Annotated in this window: 19 protein-coding genes; 10 read left to right on the top strand and 9 right to left on the bottom strand. The window is 59.5% G+C overall.

Annotated elements, in window-relative coordinates; translation table 11 throughout:
- Positions 1-25: 25 nt before the first annotated feature.
- The 10 genes from ACOZK9_RS02130 (at position 26) to ACOZK9_RS02085 (ending at position 8,543) form a co-directional block, all read left to right on the top strand.
- Positions 26-1,162 carry a phosphoribosyltransferase domain-containing protein gene (locus ACOZK9_RS02130; RefSeq protein WP_421555179.1) on the top strand — a complete coding sequence of 379 codons (1,137 nt, stop codon included), beginning with the start codon at positions 26-28 and terminating at the stop codon, positions 1,160-1,162.
- On the top strand, positions 1,152-1,910 hold the full coding sequence (locus tag ACOZK9_RS02125; RefSeq protein ID WP_421555178.1) for an HAD family hydrolase: 759 nt from the start codon (positions 1,152-1,154) through the stop codon (positions 1,908-1,910). Before ACOZK9_RS02130 ends, ACOZK9_RS02125 begins: the two co-directional genes overlap by 11 nt.
- A complete protein-coding gene (locus ACOZK9_RS02120) occupies positions 1,903-2,997 on the top strand; it encodes a cysteine protease StiP family protein (protein ID WP_421555177.1) in 1,095 nt (364 codons plus the stop codon). Before ACOZK9_RS02125 ends, ACOZK9_RS02120 begins: the two co-directional genes overlap by 8 nt.
- On the top strand, positions 2,997-3,947 hold the full coding sequence (locus tag ACOZK9_RS02115; protein ID WP_421555176.1) for an HpcH/HpaI aldolase/citrate lyase family protein: 951 nt from the start codon (positions 2,997-2,999) through the stop codon (positions 3,945-3,947). Before ACOZK9_RS02120 ends, ACOZK9_RS02115 begins: the two co-directional genes overlap by 1 nt.
- A 58-nt stretch (positions 3,948-4,005) precedes the next feature.
- Positions 4,006-4,596, top strand: coding sequence for a TerD family protein (locus tag ACOZK9_RS02110; RefSeq protein WP_058415510.1), 591 nt, complete (start codon positions 4,006-4,008; stop codon positions 4,594-4,596).
- Complete coding sequence (locus ACOZK9_RS02105; protein ID WP_421555175.1) at positions 4,593-5,768, top strand: TerD family protein; 1,176 nt, start codon at positions 4,593-4,595, stop codon at positions 5,766-5,768. The genes ACOZK9_RS02110 and ACOZK9_RS02105 overlap by 4 nt, the downstream gene beginning before the upstream one ends.
- A 63-nt stretch (positions 5,769-5,831) precedes the next feature.
- Positions 5,832-6,281 carry a tellurite resistance TerB family protein gene (locus ACOZK9_RS02100; protein WP_421555174.1) on the top strand — a complete coding sequence of 150 codons (450 nt, stop codon included), beginning with the start codon at positions 5,832-5,834 and terminating at the stop codon, positions 6,279-6,281.
- An 11-nt stretch (positions 6,282-6,292) separates the two neighbouring features.
- The gene (locus ACOZK9_RS02095; RefSeq protein ID WP_099239558.1) at positions 6,293-7,327 is read left to right on the top strand and encodes a TerC/Alx family metal homeostasis membrane protein; all 1,035 of its coding nucleotides are present in this window, start codon (positions 6,293-6,295) and stop codon (positions 7,325-7,327) included.
- Positions 7,328-7,359: 32 nt separating this feature from the next.
- Complete coding sequence (locus tag ACOZK9_RS02090; protein ID WP_058415506.1) at positions 7,360-7,935, top strand: TerD family protein; 576 nt, start codon at positions 7,360-7,362, stop codon at positions 7,933-7,935.
- Positions 7,936-7,964: 29 nt separating this feature from the next.
- Positions 7,965-8,543 (top strand): TerD family protein, encoded by a 579-nt coding sequence (locus tag ACOZK9_RS02085; RefSeq protein WP_058415505.1) that lies wholly within the window; start codon positions 7,965-7,967, stop codon positions 8,541-8,543.
- Positions 8,544-8,618: 75 nt separating this feature from the next.
- On the opposite strand, the gene ACOZK9_RS02080 is transcribed toward ACOZK9_RS02085, so the two are convergent.
- From ACOZK9_RS02080 to ACOZK9_RS02040, 9 genes are all read right to left on the bottom strand, one after another.
- Positions 8,619-9,158, bottom strand: a complete 540-nt coding sequence (locus ACOZK9_RS02080) for a DUF1523 family protein (RefSeq protein WP_058415504.1) — start codon at positions 9,156-9,158, stop codon at positions 8,619-8,621.
- A gap of 280 nt (positions 9,159-9,438) precedes the next feature.
- The gene (aceA, locus tag ACOZK9_RS02075) at positions 9,439-10,764 is read right to left on the bottom strand and encodes an isocitrate lyase (protein ID WP_058415503.1); all 1,326 of its coding nucleotides are present in this window, start codon (positions 10,762-10,764) and stop codon (positions 9,439-9,441) included.
- A 511-nt stretch (positions 10,765-11,275) separates the two neighbouring features.
- Entirely contained in the window at positions 11,276-12,013 is a 738-nt protein-coding gene (locus tag ACOZK9_RS02070; protein ID WP_421555173.1) for a secretin N-terminal domain-containing protein, read from the bottom strand.
- A 213-nt stretch (positions 12,014-12,226) separates the two neighbouring features.
- The gene (locus ACOZK9_RS02065; protein WP_058415501.1) at positions 12,227-12,649 is read right to left on the bottom strand and encodes a GNAT family N-acetyltransferase; all 423 of its coding nucleotides are present in this window, start codon (positions 12,647-12,649) and stop codon (positions 12,227-12,229) included.
- Entirely contained in the window at positions 12,642-13,808 is a 1,167-nt protein-coding gene (locus ACOZK9_RS02060) for a ribosomal protein uL16 3-hydroxylase (RefSeq protein WP_058415500.1), read from the bottom strand. The genes ACOZK9_RS02065 and ACOZK9_RS02060 overlap by 8 nt, the downstream gene beginning before the upstream one ends.
- Positions 13,809-13,892: 84 nt before the next feature.
- Entirely contained in the window at positions 13,893-15,263 is a 1,371-nt protein-coding gene (purB, locus tag ACOZK9_RS02055) for an adenylosuccinate lyase (RefSeq protein ID WP_058415499.1), read from the bottom strand.
- Between the two features lie 125 nt (positions 15,264-15,388).
- Positions 15,389-16,012, bottom strand: a complete 624-nt coding sequence (gene hflD / locus ACOZK9_RS02050) for a high frequency lysogenization protein HflD (protein WP_058415498.1) — start codon at positions 16,010-16,012, stop codon at positions 15,389-15,391.
- Complete coding sequence (gene mnmA / locus ACOZK9_RS02045; RefSeq protein ID WP_058415497.1) at positions 16,009-17,133, bottom strand: tRNA 2-thiouridine(34) synthase MnmA; 1,125 nt, start codon at positions 17,131-17,133, stop codon at positions 16,009-16,011. The genes hflD and mnmA overlap by 4 nt, the downstream gene beginning before the upstream one ends.
- Before the next feature lie 59 nt (positions 17,134-17,192).
- Positions 17,193-17,639, bottom strand: a complete 447-nt coding sequence (locus ACOZK9_RS02040) for an NUDIX hydrolase (protein WP_058415496.1) — start codon at positions 17,637-17,639, stop codon at positions 17,193-17,195.
- Between the last annotated feature and the right edge of the window lie 108 nt (positions 17,640-17,747).

The raw sequence follows: 17,747 nt of genomic DNA, 5'->3' as shown, positions 1-17,747 counted from the left end.
ACCGCCTCTTTTAGGAAAATCGTACATGGAATCTGTAGTCATCAAACCCTCCGCCCATCGACTCAGCGCGCAGCTTGCGCGCGGGTTGATGGAAGTTGATGTAGACCCATCCACCTTCGCACCCGAGTCATTATTCGGGTTCGCCGAGCGGCGTAATCCCAAGCGCGCGTTCCTGTTTGTCTCGCGGGTGTTGGGCAAGCATATTCCTGTGCGCCCCTCGGCCATGCAGGCGAGCTACGCAAGCCTTGCGGCCAAGATCCCCGCAGACTTGCCCGGGCCGGTGCTGGTGATCGGCATGGCCGAAACCGCTGTGGGCCTCGGCGCCGGCGTGCACCGGGTGTATAGCCAAACCCGCAGTGACACGGTGTATCTGGTGAGCACGCGGCACCCGGTGGGCACCGAGATGTTTGCGCGTTTTGAAGAAGAACACAGCCACGCCAGTGCGCACCTGATTCATCAGCCAACCGACCCGGCTGTCCGCGAAATGATGCAACACGCGCGCTCGCTGGTGCTGGTGGACGATGAAGCGTCAACCGGCAAGACGTTCATCAACCTGCACCGCGCGCTGATAGACGCCGGGCTGAGCAAGGTAGAACGGGTGGTCACGTGCGTGCTCACCGATTGGTCGCAAGGCGCCGTGCGCAAGGTGCTTGGCGAGACGGCCGACGAGGTGTCGCTGCTGCAGGGCAGCTACCGCTTCCTTGAAGACGTGAATGCACCGCTGCCGCACATGCCCGATGTGGCGGCCGTTGCGGTCGGCGACTGGCCGATTGATCCGCGTAACGACTGGGGCCGTTTGGGCGTGCGTCATGTGGCTGACACGCTTGCGCCGGATATTCAGGTCAAGCCGGGCGAGCGGATTCTGGTGGTCGGCACTGGCGAGTTCGTGTGGCGCCCGTTCCTGTTGGCCGAGCGCCTGGAGCGGGCCGGGGCAGACGTGCATTTCAGCTCCACCACGCGCTCGCCAATCGCCTTGGGCCACGAGATCGGCCACGCACTGTCGTTTTCCGACAACTATGGCCTGGGTATTCCCAATTTTCTTTACAACGTGCGGCCAGGCCAGTTCGAGCGGGTGTTGATCTGTAGCGAAACACCTGCCGAAGCGGTTGCGCACACGTTAATAGATGCATTGCACGCAGAGGTCATCGTCGATGAGCAGTAAGCGCCCCCTGATACTCATCGATCTGGATGACACCTTGTTCCAGACCGCGCGCAAAATGCCTGAAGGCAGCGCCCGGCATACGGCGACGGTGGATGTCGACGGGCAACCCAACGGCTACATGAGTGCGGTGCAAAAAACCTTCGTGGAATGGCTGCTGGCGTCGGCCGATGTCGTGCCGGTGACCGCGCGCAGCGTTGAAGCCTACAGCCGCGTGAAACTGCCGTTTGTGGCGGGCGCGGTGTGTTCCCACGGCGGCGTGATTCTGCAGCCCGACGGCACGCTGGATCCCGCTTGGCACGCGCAGATGACCGACGTGCTCGCCGCCTACCAGGCGCGTCTGCCCGCGCTCAGCGCAGCCACCTTGGCCATCGGCGAAGAGCTCGGTGTTTCGCTGCGTGGTTGGGTGGTCGAAGAGCAGGGCTTGCTCAACTATGTGGTGACCAAGCACAACGAGTCTGACGACTCGGTGCTGCAAAAAGTACTCGCAGAAGTTCAGGCGCGGGGCCTGTTGGAAGGTTTTCATATTCATGGCAACGGCAACAACCTGGCGTTTCTGCCCGACGGCCTGGCCAAGCGCCACGCGGTGCAGGCGCTACTGCGTCGAGACCGCGACGTTAATGGCGAACGCCCGGTGTTGGGCTTTGGCGACAGTGTCACCGACCTTGGCTTTATGAATGAGTGCAACTTTTGGGCGACCCCGGCCCATAGCCAGTTGGCTAAAGTGGTGGAGGCGATGATCCATGCGTGAAGCCTTCGCCCATTTGAACACCGTCGGTAGCGGTAGCTACCAGGCCGACGACGTACTTTTTCTGTTGCAACCCGTCGAGATCGAAGTGACGGAGGTGCATGAGAAAGAGCGCCTGATCCAGACCCGACAAAAACATTACTCGGAGATGATCAGCCAGGAGTCGGCACCTACCCAGGTTCACAAAACCCTTTACGCGCAAGCCATGCAGCAGAACGCGGCCAGAATGGCCCGCGACGTTCAGTGCCTGGCGCTTGCTTTGGACCAGGCCTGCAGCGGCCCTTCGATTGCGCTGGTGTCTTTTGTGCGTGCGGGCTTGCCGCTCGGTGTGCTGTTGCGCCGTGCGTTGGTTGACCTGGGGCGTGATGCCCATCATTACGGCATCAGTATCGTGCGTGATCGCGGCATCGACATGATTGCGCTGCAGGCGGTCATCGCTGCCCACGGTGCCGAAAATATTGTGTTTGTGGACGGCTGGACCGGCAAGGGCGCCATCGCCGGCGAGATCCAGCGCAGCCTCAAGGGCGACGCGCGGTTTCCCGAGCAGCCGCGTTTGGTCGTACTGGCGGACCCGTGCGGGCGCGCCTGGCTGGCGGCGTCGGCCGAAGACTGGGTTATTCCGTCGGGCATTCTTGGCGCCACGGTGTCTGGTTTGGTCTCTCGTTCCATCTGGCCTGCCGAGGGCGGGTTGCATGGTTGCGTGGTCTACGACCACCTGCAGGAACACGACGTAACCCGCGATTTTGTCAGCCAGATCGACGCCATCCGCCAGGCCTTGCCGGCGGTAGCCGCGGCCACGCCATGGACGCCGGCACAACGCGCTGAGTTGCAGGCGGCGGCCCTGCAGGTGATCGAGGTGATTGCCGCGCGTTTTGAGATTACCAATTTGAACCGGGTTAAGCCCGGTATCGCCGAGGCCACACGGGCCGTATTGCGCCGTGTGCCGGACCACGTACTGGTGCGCGACCTGAGTGACCCGGACGTGCAGTTGCTGATGCACTTGACCGAACGCGCAGGCGTGACGGTTGAGGCGGTGGGCGCAGCGCTTGGCCCTTACCGTGCAGTGACGGTCATCCGGAGTTTGAGCTGATGCCTGAAATATCGCCCTACGCCCTCGGCGCCACGCTCTACATGCCCGCCACCCGCGAGGACATCCTCGACGTGGTGTTGGGTAAAAAACTGCCGCAACTGCGCTCGATGGTGGTGTGCCTTGAGGACGCGGTGGCTGAAATCGATGTCGACACCGCGTTGCGCAACCTGCACCGCTTACTGAGCGCCATCGAGCAGCAGGGCGGGCGGGCGGAAGACGGCCCGATGCTGTTCGTGCGACCGCGTGACTCGCAGATGGCCGCCGTGCTGAACGACTGGCCGCTGATGGCGCATGTCGACGGTTTTGTCGTGCCCAAATTGAGCCTGTCCAACCTGCGTGCCTGGGAGTCGGCGGTTACCAACCCGCAGATTCTGTTGATGCCGACCCTGGAAACCCGCGAAGTCTTCAACCCTCAGGCGATGGTCGAACTGGGCCAGGCGCTGCACCAGAACCTGTTTTCGCGCATCCTCGCGCTGCGCATCGGCGGCAATGACTTGCTCGGTTGCCTGGGTTTACGGCGTAACCCGGCCATGACGCTGTACAACACGCCCATGGGGTATGTGATCCCGATGCTGGCCGGCGTCATGGGTTCGCAGGGGTTTGCACTGACTGCACCGGTATTCGAGCAGTTGGCAACACCGCACCTGTTGCTGGAAGAGTTGGGCCTGGATATTGCCCACGGTCTGGTGGGTAAAACCGCGATTCATCCAAGCCAGATCAACGCCATTCAGGACAGCTTGCGCGTCAGTCTTGAGGATTTAAATTGTGCCAAATTAATGCTGAATGAGATTGCGCCCGCTGTTTTCAAACACAATGACGCAATGTGCGAACCAGCGACCCACCTTAAGTGGGCAACCAATATTCTCGAGCGTGCCAAGTGGCACGGTGTCCGGCACGCCGAGACCAGCCATACCGATCAATCGATTCGCCTCGCTGAGGCGGCCGGATGACCGCGCAACTGCGCGTGTCGGTCCTACCCGAAAACCACGATCAACAAGGAGTGTACCAATGGCCCTGACTCTGACTAAAAACCAAACAATCTCGCTGGAAAAAACCGCGGGCGGTGGTGGCCTGACCAAGATCAGCCTTGGCTTGGGCTGGGACCCGGAGAAAGCCGGGTTCCTGGGGCGATTGATGGGCAACAGCGGTGAAATCGACCTGGACGCTTCCTGCATCCTGTTTGATGCAGATCTGCAACCGATCGACCTGGTGTGGTTTCGCCAATTGGAATCGCGCGACGGTTCGATCAAGCACTCCGGCGACAACCGCACCGGCGAAGGCGATGGCGACGACGAAACCATCAACGTTGACCTGCAACGCCTGCCGGCCACGGTTAAATCGCTGGTGTTTACGGTGAACAGTTTCACCGGGCAAAACTTCGAAAAAATTGCCAACGCCTATTGCCGCATCGTCAATTCGAGCACTAAAACCGAACTGGCGCGATTCAATCTTTCCGAAAAGGGCAGCCACACCGGTGTGGTCATGGCGAGCCTGGTGCGCGGCAATGACGGCTGGGAGTTCAAGGCGATCGGTCAGGTGACCAAGGGGCGTACCGCTGATGACCTGGTCAACCTCGCCGTTCAGGCCGTGCGCTCATGACGACCCTGGGGCCAGGTGCAAACGCGCCCGTCACCAGCGCTCAGGTGCAGGTCACAATCAGCTACTCGGCGATTGCCGACGCTGACATCGACGTGTCGGCGTTTGTGCTGGGGGCTTCCGGTAAAGTGCGTGGCGACACCGACATGTGTTTCTACGGGCAGACCAATGTACTCGCCGGTGCGGTGCAAATGACCGAGTCCTCGGCGGGCCGTGCGGTGTTCACGCTTGACCTGTCACGCCTTGAGGCGGTGGTGGAAAAAGTCGCGTTGACCGCGACCATTTACGAGAACAAGGCCCGTTTCGAGCGTGTGTCTCAGCTTGCGCTGACCATCACCGGCGGCATCGAGGCGCAGATACCCACCGCTGGCATGCAGGAAACCGCGCTGATCCTCGGCGAGTTTTATCGTCGCCAGGGCGAGTGGAAATTCCGCTGTGTGGCCCAAGGGTTTGCCGGTGGCCTGGAGCCGCTGGCCAAGCACTTTGGTGTTGAAGTGGCGGCGCCTGCACCGGTCGCAACGCCTGCACCGGTAGCAGCGCCTGTGCCCGCACCTGTAGTGGCGCCGAAATCTTCGGTCAGCCTGAGCAAAATCACCCTCGACAAGACTCGCTCGTCGATCAGCCTGGAAAAAACGTCAGAGGGCTTTGGCGAAATCAAAGTCAACCTGAACTGGAACAAAGGCAAAGGCGGCGGCGGTTTCTTCTCGCGCAACACCTCGATCGACCTGGATGTCGGCTGCCTTTACGAGTTGCAGGACGGCTCCAAGGGCGTCGTGCAGGCGCTGGGCAACTGCTTTGGCGAACTGGATTACGACCCTTACATTCAACTCAAAGGTGACGACCGTACCGGTGCCGTCAGCGATGGCGAATGGCTGCATATCAACGGTAAACACTGGGGTGAAATTCGCCGGGTACTGGTATTCGCCTTCATTTACGAAGGCGCGCCGAACTGGCGCGAGACCGATGGCGTTGTGACCATCCACATTCCCGGTCAGCCGCCGATTGAAGTTCGCTTGAATGAAGAGGGCGGTCGCTTGGGCATGTGTGCAATTGCTTTGCTGGAAAACGTCGGTGGCAGCGTCAAGGTCAGCCGACGTGTCGACTTCCACAAAGGCCATTCACCGATGGACAAGGCCTACGGCTGGGGCATGCGCTGGGCGGCAGGTTCCAAATAAACCTATTTTAAACGTGCGGTTGAATATGGCGGGCCACACCGGCCCGCCCTTGAGGTGAACGACATGTTGTCATGGCTGAAAACGAATGCGGCGCTGGCCCGCGAGAAATTGACCACCGAGGTGGCCAAGTTCAAAAGCAGAGAGTTCATGGAGGCCGTCGCCAACAGTTGTGCAATGGTCGCAGCGGCCGATGGTGAAGTCTCTTCGGCCGAAAAAACCAAGATGGCAGGTTTCATCAGCAACTCGCCCGAACTGAAAGTGTTCAACTTGACCGACGTCATCAACGTGTTCAATGACGCGTGTGCCAAGTTCGAGTTCGACTTTCAGATCGGTCAGGCCGAAGCCCTGAAAAACATCAACAAAATTAAAGGCAAGGACGGCGCCGGGCGTTTGCTCGTGCGTGTCGCCTGCGCCATTGGCGCGTCGGACGGTAATTTCGACGACAAAGAAAAAGCCGTTTGCCGTTTGATTTGTCTCGAGCTGGGCCTTCCCCCAGCTGACTTTGAACTCTAAGGAACATTACTGTGGAAGTTAGCCACCTGGGTTTCCCCCCGCTGACCATCGCCGTGTTTGTAGCACTGGCGATTGGTGCAATGGTTCTCGACATGTTTACCCACCGTGGTGACCAGCCCATCAGCCTGGCGCGTGCCTCGGCCTGGTCGGTGTTCTGGATCCTCATCTCGTTCGGCTTTGCAGGGTTCCTGTACGTCGAGCACGGTTCTGAAGTTGCGACGCTGTTCATCACCGGTTACGCCCTTGAAAAAGTGCTGAGCGTGGACAACCTGTTCGTGTTCATGGCGATCTTCGCCTGGTTCAAGGTGCCTAATGGCCTGCGTCACCGCGTGCTGTACTGGGGCATCATCGGCGCCATCGTATTCCGCCTGATCTTCGTTGCCATTGGTACCGGCCTGTTGGCACTGGGGCCTTGGGTCGAAGTGGTGTTTGCGTTGGTGGTTGCCTGGACCGCTGTGATGATGCTTAGAAGCGGTGGCGACGACGAGGAAGAAGAAGATTACTCCCAACACATGGCCTACCGTTTCGCCAAGAAACTGTTCCCGGTGTGGCCGAAATTGCACGGCCATGACTTCTTCGTGCGTCGCAAGACCCTGGAAGCCGAGCTGACCAAGCCAGAAAACGCAGGCATGTCGCTGGCCGCCAAAGGTGGTTTGTTCGCGACCCCGCTGTTCCTCTGCCTGGTGGTGATGGAAGTTTCCGACGTGCTGTTTGCGTTTGACTCTGTTCCGGCCGTGATCGCAGTCAGCCGCGAGCCATTGATCGTGTTCTCGGCAATGCTCTTCGCGATTCTGGGTCTGCGGACCATGTACTTTGTGCTGGAAGCCTTGAAACGCTATCTGGTCCACCTGGAAAAAGCCGTCATCGCACTGCTGTTCTTCATTGCCGTAAAACTTGGCTTGAATGCGACCGACCATATCTTCCATCACGGCTACAACATTGATCCGAACACCAGTTTGATCATCGTTATGGTTGTTCTGGCCATCGGTATTTTTGCCAGCGTGCTCTTCCCTCAAAAAGAAGAAGCCGAAACCGATAAATCGTAACCTCAAATAGTGACTCACAAGGAGTTGTACTCATGGCACTGACCCTTCAAAAAGGCGGCAACCTGTCTCTTTCGAAGACCGACCCGACACTGACCAAGATCCTTATCGGTCTGGGCTGGGATCCTCGCGCGACTGACGGTACTGAGTTTGACTTGGACGCCAGCGCGTTCCTGCTGGGTGCCAACGGCAAAGTGCGTGGCGATGCCGACTTTATTTTCTACAACCAGCTCAAAAGCGCTGACGGTTCCATCGAGCACACCGGCGACAACCGCACCGGTGCCGGCGATGGCGATGATGAAGTGCTGAAAATCGACCTGAGCCGTGTGCCTGCGGACATCGACCGCGTCGCCTTCACCGTGACCATTCACGATGCTGACGCACGCAAGCAGAATTTCGGCCAAGTGGGTGGTTCGTTCATCCGTGTCGTCAACGAAGTCAGCGGCGCTGAAATTGTTCGTTACGACCTCGCAGAAGATGCGTCGACCGAAACCGCGATGATCTTCGCCGAACTGTACCGTAACAACGGCGAGTGGAAATTCCGTGCCGTGGGTTCGGGTTTTGCCGGCGGCCTCAAGGCATTGGCCAACTCGTATGGCATGAACTTCTAACCCCTACGTCCAGAACAAGGAAACTGATCATGGCTGTAAGTCTTTCCAAAGGCGGCAACGTCTCACTGTCCAAAGAAGCTCCAGGGCTGACTGAAGTAGTCGTAGGCCTGGGCTGGGACCCACGTGTTACCGACGGCACCGAGTTTGACCTCGACGCCTCGGTGTTCATCGTGGGTGAAAACGGCAAAGTGCTCGACGACAACAGCTTCATTTTCTACAACAACAAAAAATCGGCTGACGGCTCCGTCGAGCACATGGGCGATAACCGCTCCGGTGCCGGCGAAGGCGACGATGAGCAAGTGACTGTAAAGCTCACTTCGCTGGCCCCGCAGGTGAAAAAGCTGGTATTTGCGGTGACCATTCACGATGCCGAAGCGCGTAAACAGACCTTCGGTCAGGTTTCCAACAGCTTCATTCGTGTCGTCAACAAGGCTGACGGCAAAGAGCTGGCACGTTTTGACCTGAGCGAAGACGCTTCCACCGAAACCGCGATGGTGTTCGGTGAGCTGTATCGCAGCGGCGAAGAGTTCAAGTTCAAGGCGATCGGCCAAGGCTTTGCAGGTGGCTTGAAGCCGCTGGCTGAAGCGCACGGCGTCAGCATCGGCTAACCCATCGGGTTAAAAAAAGCCCCGTCTTTCGAGCGGGGCTTTTTCATGTGCGCGTTTTATAAACTCATGCTTGGCTCAATGTGCGACGGTCTGATGCCGCCGCTTCAGGCGACGTTTGACCAACACCACCGCAACAATAACCACCAGCGCGATGACGCCGAGGAACAGCGTATTGAACCAAGGGAAGGGTTCTTCGCGGCTGTTGGTGGCCTCAATGTCGGTGATGTTCGGGAACACCGAGAGTATCTTGATGCGCCACCCGTAGTACCGCACGAGCGCCAATTGCTCGGCATTACGCGAGTAACCCTGGGCCTTGGCCTGGATGTCGGCAGAATCGAACTTGAAGTACCAAGGGAACGACCAGCCGGTGTCCTCATTGCGATACACCATCACATCTTTGGAATCCGGGTGTTCGGTGTTGATGAAGTAAACGTCGCGAGTCGGACCGTCCGCCGGGTTCTCGGCATTGATCACGCCATCCTGATCGACCCGTTTAACCTCACCTCCGGTGATCAGCACCACCTCGTGTTGCGGGAGGATGTAGAAAAGCCCCAGCGCGCCAGCGCTGACAACAAGCAGCACAGCACCCAGAATTACGCCTTTGAGCAACTTCATACCTGCACTCCATTTTATCAGGCGCCAATTTTGCCCGTTTCTTTGTAATAGGGCATGTTTAGTTGTTACCCACCGCCCGTGCGGCAGGGTCAACAACGCGGCCCATCTGCACGGCCTGCTGTGGTTTGACGGGGTTAGCAGCCTGCCTGATAAAACTGTTGCAAAAAAAAACGCCCCAAACCAGTTGGGGCGTCAGATCGTTCGGCACTGCGGTTAGCTCTTTAACGGGCCCGCAATGGCCGTTTACTCATCTGCGTACTCGCAGGTATTCAAGCGTTACTCAGTGAAACTGTTCTTCTTCGGTCGAACCGGTCAGTGCGGTAACGGACGAGCTGCCGCCCTGAATCACGGTGGTCATGTCGTCGAAGTAGCCGGTGCCCACTTCCTGCTGGTGCGCCACAAAGGTGTAACCCTTGGCCGAATCGGCGAATTCCTGCTCTTGCAGCTTCACGTAGGCGGTCATGTCGTTGCGGGCGTAGTCGTGCGCCAAGTTGAACATGCTGTGCCACATGTTGTGGATGCCGGCCAAGGTGATGAACTGGTGCTTGTAGCCCATCGCCGAGAGTTCGCGCTGGAACTTGGCAATAGTCGCGTCGTCGAGGTTCTTCTTCCAGTTGAAAGACGGCGAGCAGTTGTAGGACAGCAGTTGGTCCGGGTATTCCTTTTTGATCGCTTCGGCAAAACGACGCGCTTCGTCGAGGTCCGGTTTGGCGGTTTCGCACCAGATCAGGTCGGCGTACGGCGCATAGGCCAGGCCGCGGGAGATGGCCTGGTCGAGACCTGCGCGTACTTTATAGAAGCCTTCTTTGGTGCGTTCGCCGGTCACAAACGACTGGTCGTACGGGTCGCAGTCCGATGTCAGCAAGTCAGCCGCGTTGGCATCGGTACGCGCCAGAATGATGGTCGGCGTGCCGGCCACGTCAGCGGCCAGGCGAGCAGCGGTCAGCTTCTGCACCGCTTCCTGAGTCGGCACGAGCACTTTGCCGCCCATGTGACCGCATTTTTTCACCGAGGCCAGTTGGTCTTCAAAGTGAACGCCGGCAGCACCGGCCTCGATCATGCTTTTCATCAGTTCATAGGCGTTCAATACGCCACCAAAACCGGCTTCGGCGTCGGCCACGATTGGCGCGAAGTAGTCGATGTAGCCTTCGTCGCCCGGGCCTTTACCGGCTTTCCACTGGATCTGGTCGGCACGCCGGAACGCGTTGTTGATGCGCTTGACCACCGTAGGTACGGAGTCCACCGGGTACAGCGATTGGTCGGGGTACATGGACTCGGCGGAGTTGTTGTCCGCCGCCACTTGCCAGCCGGACAGGTAAATCGCCTGGATACCGGCTTTTACCTGTTGCACTGCCTGGCCGCCGGTCAAGGCGCCCATGCAGTTGACGAAATCTTTATCGGGGCGGAAGGAAGGCTTGGCACCCTGGGTCACCAGGTTCCACAGCTTATCGGCGCCGAGTTTTGCAAAGGTGTGCTCAGGTTGAACCGAGCCACGCAGGCGGACGACGTCAGCAGCGGAATAAGCGCGGGTCACGCCTTTCCAGCGTGGGTTTTCAGCCCAGTCTTTTTCTAGGGCTGCAATTTGCTGTTCGCGTGTCAGTGCCATGGGGAAAAACCTCGTCGCGTCTTTTGTGGAAAAAACTACTGGGTTGAAAATTCCGTTTGCCGGCCACGTATTCAGTGCGTGGCAATGGCGGCTCGCTGACCAGAAGCTTGGGCGGTCAAGTCGGGTTTGGCGGGGGTGGCGACGGGATGAACGATAGGCTCAAGGGGCGGCTTTGAGCAGGTAAGGGCGAACTGCGGACGGTCTTCGGGCGTCGTGGGCCTCTGTACGATCCATCAGTGTGTGGCCGGGTTACCTGGTTAGCTTCCGTCCCTCGGGACAACTTCGTTCCAGTCGCAACCAACGTCAAACACACCTTGTGGGCGGTACAGACACGAATCGGCTCAGGTGGGTAGTTTAGAGCGACGATCCGAGAGCCCTTGCCAGGGCCCCTGATTGGCGGGAGCGAGGCCATCATGCACAGGCTTTTTTGGATCGTCAAATGTTTTGTAGTGCTTTTTTTAAAGCACTACATCTTTAGTCTTATACGACTCGGCGGTCAGTTTTTGGCGCTTCAGTTCACGCTGTCGACCTTGACCCGCAATGTCAGGTCATCACGCCCCTGAGTAGAGTAGCTGCGGGTTGTAGAGGTTTTGTCGGCTTGGGTGTCGCGGTTGATGCCGGCCAGCGGGATCCATTCGCCCAAGCGGCCACTGACAGTTGTGTCGGTACTTTGAACGTTCACTACATCGGGACGTTCCTGGCTCATGCGGTCACGGTTAGTACTGATAGCCAAGTGTACGGTCTCGCCGGTGACGCTGGCGGTGACGTAAAAACCCTGAGTAACGTTGCGATACTGCGTCTGGTTTTGCGGGCGGCCGTACGCGTCTGGCTGGGTGGTGGTCAATGGCACGCTTTGGCCGACCTGGATCAGCGCGGGCACGCCTTCGCTGGCCTGGATCTGTTGCACGCCGCCGTCGCGGCTGGTGGTGCCGTAGCTGATGATGCGGTTCTGGCTGTCGCCGCTGCTTTGCTGATTATTTTCGTTGGTGTCGACGGTTATCAGCAGGCGCTTGGCGGGCGTGTCCAACTGTGAGAGCAGGGCGCGCAAGCCCTGGATTTTGCCGGGGTCGGCATTCACGATCAGTTGGTTGCCGTAGGCGCTGACGGTGCCGTCCTTGCCGATGAAGTTCTGCGCGACCGGCAGCAGGTCGGCGCTGGTGCGGTTACTCAAGTCCAGCACTTGTGTGTCGGCGAGTGCCGAGCAACTGGCGGTCAGGAGGAGGGCGGTGAGCAGGGTGCGTAGGGACATGGCCGTTATCTCTGCGAGTCATTTAGGCGTGATAGTGCCAGTTTGTCGGCCTGGCAGGTCGCAAGTTGAATCTTAGACGGCAAAATGCCCTGACAGGGCAGGGCATTTTGGGTGTCGCTGAAATAGCCATCGGGAGCAAGCCCCCTCCCACAGTTGAAATGCATTCCCCTGTGGGAGCTGGCTTGCCTGCGATGGCCGCGCCAAGGTCTTGGATCAGCCCCCACGCACCATATCTACATGCGGAATCCCGACTTCAAGAAACTCATCGCTGACGATCTTGAAGCCCAGCCGCTCATAAAACGGCGCAGCGTAGACCTGCGCGCTGAGGAACTGCTTGGTCTGGCCGCGTTTCTCGGCCATGCCCATCACGGTTTCCATCAGCTTGTCGCCGACCTTCAGCCCGCGCCAGTCCTTGAGCACCGACACGCGGCCGATTTCGCCGCTGGGCAGCAGGCGAGCGGTACCAATCGGAAAGTCGCCTTCGAATGCAAGAAAATGCACCGCGTCGGCGTCGTCCGCATCCCACTCCAGCTCCGGTGGCACCGATTGTTCAGCGATAAATACCGCTTCACGAATGCGCCGAATCTCAGCGATGTCCTTATGCCAGTCCGCGACACGTACGTGAATTTTATTCATCGGCAAATCCCAGGCTGCCCTGCTTGACCAGTTCGCACAGCAGGTTGCAGCCATCTTCGTCTTTGAGCCATTCGCCGAGGTTATCGCTGTGCAGTGCATCGGCCGAACACACCAGTTTCAACAACTCGCGCAGTTTGCCCGGCAGATAACGGCTCTGGCCGCTGGCGAACAGCAACACGTCGTCGTCGACTTCCGACCAGGCCATGCGCGCGCTTGGGTTGCGTACCAGGATCGCGCCGCCTTCCAGGCTGTTGATGAAGTCTTCTTCGCCCAGTTCTTCGCCCGCTACCAGTTCCGGGTAGCGCGGCTCGGTCATGAACTGGCCGAACCAGGTCAGCAGCATGCGCTCGTCGCTCATGTGCTCGGCCAGCAGGCTTTTCAAGCGGCCAAGCGCATCGGCCTGAATCTGGTGCGGGTCGCTGACCGGCTGGGCGTCGGCGTCGGTGTAACGCTCTTCGTCCGTCAGGTATTGGCTGAGGAAGTCAGTGAAATGCGTCAGCACTTCGGCGGCGCTCGGTGCACGGAAACCCACCGAGTAGGTCATGCAGTCATCTTCGGCGATACCGAAGTGTGCCAGGCGCGGCGGCAGGTAAAGCATGTCGCCCGGTTCCAGTACCCATTCTTCGCTTTGTTCGAATTCAGCGAGGATGCGCAGGTCGGCGTGTTGCAGCAGCGGGCTTTCGGAGCTGCACATCTGGCCGATTTTCCAGGTGCGCTTGCCTTGCGCTTGCAGCAGGAACACGTCGTAGTTGTCGAAGTGCGGGCCGACGCTGCCACCGGGGGCGGCGAAGCTGATCATCACGTCGTCGATGCGCCAGCTTGGCAGGAAGCGGAAGTGTTCGAGCAACTCGGCAACTTCCGGCACAAACTGGTCGACCGCCTGCACCAGCAGCGTCCACTCGCGCTCGGGCAAGGTGCTGAAGGCGTCTTCGGCGAACGGGCCGCGGCGCAGTTCCCAAGGCCGCTCGCCGTGCTCGATCACCAGGCGCGATTCGACTTCTTCTTCCAGGGCCAGGCCGGCCAATTCGTCGGCGTCGATCGGGCTTTCGAAATCAGTAATGGCCTGACGGATCAGCAGCGGTTTTTTCTGCCAGTAATCGCGCAGGAATTCCCGTGCCGTGATGCCGCCCAGAAGTTGAAGAGGGATGTCAGGATTCATGTGTAACCTATTGAAAGAAAGCACTTTTCAGACTGGAATAAAAACGCCCGGCGCGGCCGGGCGTCTCAAGAGGGCTTACGCTAATCAGATGCGCTTGGCTTGGGCCACCGCGTTGCCGATGTAGTTGGCCGGGGTGAGCAGTTTCAGCTCGGCCTTGGCAGCAGCTGGCATGTCCAGCCCATCAATGAAAGTTTGCAACGCTTCGGGGCTGATGCCCTTGCCGCGCGTCAACTCTTTGAGCTTTTCGTACGGGTTTTCGATGTTGTAGCGGCGCATGACGGTCTGGATCGGCTCAGCCAATACTTCCCAGCACGCATCCAGGTCAGCGGCGATTTTTTGCGCGTTGAGCTCAAGCTTGCTGATGCCTTTGAGGCTGGCTTCGTACGCGATCACGCTGTGAGCGAAGCCCACGCCGAGGTTGCGCAGCACGGTGGAGTCGGTCAGGTCGCGCTGCCAGCGCGAGATCGGCAATTTGCTGGCCAGGTGCTGGAACAGCGCGTTGGCGATGCCGAGGTTGCCTTCGGAGTTTTCGAAGTCAATCGGGTTGACCTTGTGCGGCATGGTCGACGAACCGATTTCACCGGCAATCGTGCGCTGCTTGAAGTAGCCCAGCGAGATGTAGCCCCAGATGTCGCGGTCGAAGTCGATCAGGATGGTGTTGAAGCGCGCAATCGCGTCGAACAGCTCGGCAATGTAATCGTGCGGTTCGATCTGCGTGGTGTACGGGTTGAAGCCCAGCCCCAGCTCGTCTTCGATGAAGGCGCGGGCGTTTTCTTCCCAGTCGATTTCCGGGTAGGCCGAGAGGTGTGCGTTGTAGTTGCCCACGGCGCCGTTGATTTTGCCCAGCAGCGGCACAGCGGCGACTTGAGCGATTTGGCGCTCCAGGCGGTACACCACGTTCGCCAGCTCTTTGCCCAGCGTGGTCGGCGAGGCCGGTTGGCCGTGGGTGCGCGACAGCATCGGCACGTCGGCGAAACGGATCGCCAGCTCGCGGATGGCTTCGGCGGTCTGGCGCATCAGCGGCAGCATTACGTCATCACGGCCTTCACGCAGCATCAGCGCGTGGGACAGGTTGTTGATGTCCTCGCTGGTGCAGGCAAAGTGGATGAACTCGCTGACCTGGGCCAGTTCCGGCAACTTGGCCGCTTGCTCTTTGAGCAGGTACTCGATGGCTTTGACGTCGTGGTTGGTGGTGCGCTCGATCTCTTTCACACGCTCGGCGTGCTCCAGCGAGAAGTTTTCCGCCAGGGTGTTCAATACAGCGTTGGCTTCGGCGGAAAACGCCGGCACTTCGCTGATGGCGGAATGCGCGGCGAGGCGCTGGAGCCAGCGCACTTCCACCAGAACACGAGCACGGATCAGGCCGTATTCGCTGAAAATAGGGCGCAGGGCCTGGGTTTTGCCGGCGTAGCGGCCGTCAACAGGGGAAACCGCAGTGAGCGAAGAGAGCTGCATGGGGTGTTCTCGGACAGTCGGGCAACGAAATGGGGCGCGTATCATACATGAAAAAATCCGCCGGCCCGTTGCCAACTGACCGGCGTATTACGCGTAACGGCTTGAAAATGGCCTGTTGCTGCGACTTATTCGTTGCGCATCAACGGGTAAAGCTCTTTGAGCAATTTGCGCCGGCTGATCACCAACTGCCAACGATGGCCGCCCAACTGCCGCCACAACCGCGCCGAACGAATACCGGCCAGGAGCAGCGCGCGGATTTTAGAGGCGTTGTTTGGTTGCTGCAGGTTGCGCATGTCGCCGTGCACCTGAATGCGCTGGCGCAAGGTGCTCAATGTGTCCTGGTACAGCGCGCCGGTGGCGGCGATCACGTTTTCGTGAGCCGGCCCGAAGTGTTCAACCTGCGACTGAATCTGCGGCAGGCGTTTGCCGATAGTGTCGAGCATGTCCTCGCGCTTGGCCAGTTGGCGCTCAAGGCCGAGCATCGACAGGGCGTAGCGCAGCGGCTCACGCTGCAACGTGCTTGGGTCGCGCTCCAGCGCACCGATCAGCGCGCGGTAACCCTCACGCAGCGCCAAGTCATCACCGCCGTACACCTCAAGGGTGTCCTTGGGGTCGCGTATCAACAGGCTGCCGAGCATGCAGGTCAGGCCTGCCTCGGTGACCTGGCCGGTCTTGGCGATCTTGTCCACCAGCACGGCGGCAAGGAACACCCCGCCGAGTGCGGTCAGTTGCTCTTGGGTCGGGCTCATGCCTGACGGCTCCAGGGCTCGGCGACTTCAATCACGCCACCGCCCAGGCAAATTTCGCCGTCGTAGAACACCACGGATTGGCCCGGCGTGACCGCGCGTTGCGGGTCATCAAAGGTCGCGCGATAACCACTGGCGGTTTTTTCCAGGGTGCACGGCTGATCGCTCTGGCGATAGCGCACTTTGGCGGTCAGCCGGCGTGGTGTGCTCAGATCGACCGGGTTGACCCAGTAGATGTCCGAAGCGAGCAGGGCGCCGGAGAACAGCCAAGGGTGTTCATTGCCCTGGCCAACGATCAGCTCGTTGTGTTCCAGGTCCTTGACCAGCACGTACCACGGCTCTTCACCGGCATCTTTCAGCCCGCCGATGCCCAGCCCCTGACGCTGGCCGATGGTGTGGTACATCAGGCCATGATGGCGGCCGATGACCTCGCCTTCGGTGGTTTTGATTTCGCCCGGTTGTGCCGGCAGGTATTGCTTGAGGAAATCGCTGAAGCGGCGCTCGCCGATAAAGCAGATACCGGTGGAATCCTTTTTCTTGGCCGTGGCCAGGCCGTGTTTCTCGGCAATCTTGCGCACTTCGGGTTTTTCCAGCTCGCCCACCGGGAACAGGGTCTTGGCGATCTGTTCGCCGCCGACGGCGTGCAGGAAGTAGCTCTGGTCTTTGTTCGCGTCCAGGCCCTTGAGCAGTTCGGTGCGGCCCTCAATGTCGCGGCGGCGCACGTAGTGGCCAGTGGCGATCAGGTCTGCGCCCAAAATCATGGCGTAGTCGAGGAACGCCTTGAACTTGATCTCGCGGTTACACAGGATGTCCGGGTTCGGCGTACGACCGGCTTTGTATTCGGCCAGGAAGTGCTCGAACACGTTGTCCCAGTACTCAGCGGCAAAGTTGGCGGTGTGCAGCTTGATGCCGATCTTGTCGCAAACGGCCTGAGCGTCCGCCAGGTCGTCCATCGCGGTGCAATATTCCGTTCCATCGTCTTCTTCCCAGTTCTTCATGAACAGGCCTTCCACCTCATAACCCTGCTCCATGAGCAGAACGGCGGAAACGGAAGAATCCACGCCGCCGGACATGCCGACGATGACGCGCTTCTTTTGTGTGTCAGAAGGGGCTGGATCACGCATAAGGTTTCAACGGGTGTCTTTAAAAAGGACGCGATTCTAGCAGGCTCGCGCCCGCAAGGCTAAAGAGAAGGGCGGATCAATTCGAGACTGTGGCGCTGACCCGCCAGATAATCATCGATACAGCGGATGATCAGCTCGCTGCGCCAGTCGTCGCGCACCGCCATCAGTTCGTCCCGCGTCAGCCAGCGGGCGCGGATGATGCCCTCGTCCAACTGATAGTCAGGGTGGTGTTTCAGGGCCTTGGCGATGAAACACACCCGTTGATAGGTCACGCCATTGCTCGGCGCGGTGTACAGGTAAATCCCGAGAATGGCGGTGGCTTCGACGTCCCAGCCGGTTTCTTCGAGGGTCTCGCGCACGGCGGCCTCGGTCAGGGTTTCATTCGGGTCCAAGTGGCCGGCGGGCTGGTTGAGCACCGCGCGGCCGCCCTTGAGCTCTTCGACCATCAGGAAGCGGCCATTGTCTTCGACGACGGTGGCGACGGTGATGTGGGGTTGCCAGGTCATGGGGAGCCTCGAGATCTGGAGATGACTGGGTCAATGTGGGAGGGGGCTTGCTCCCGATGGTGGTGAGTCAGCCAAGTATCAGTTGACTGACCCACCGCCATCGGGAGC

This window comes from Pseudomonas kitaguniensis (assembly GCF_049199985.1).
GTDB lineage: Bacteria > Pseudomonadota > Gammaproteobacteria > Pseudomonadales > Pseudomonadaceae > Aquipseudomonas > Aquipseudomonas kitaguniensis.
The sequence above is the reverse complement of the archived record's forward strand: the minus strand, read 5'-3'. Positions and strand labels throughout refer to the sequence as shown.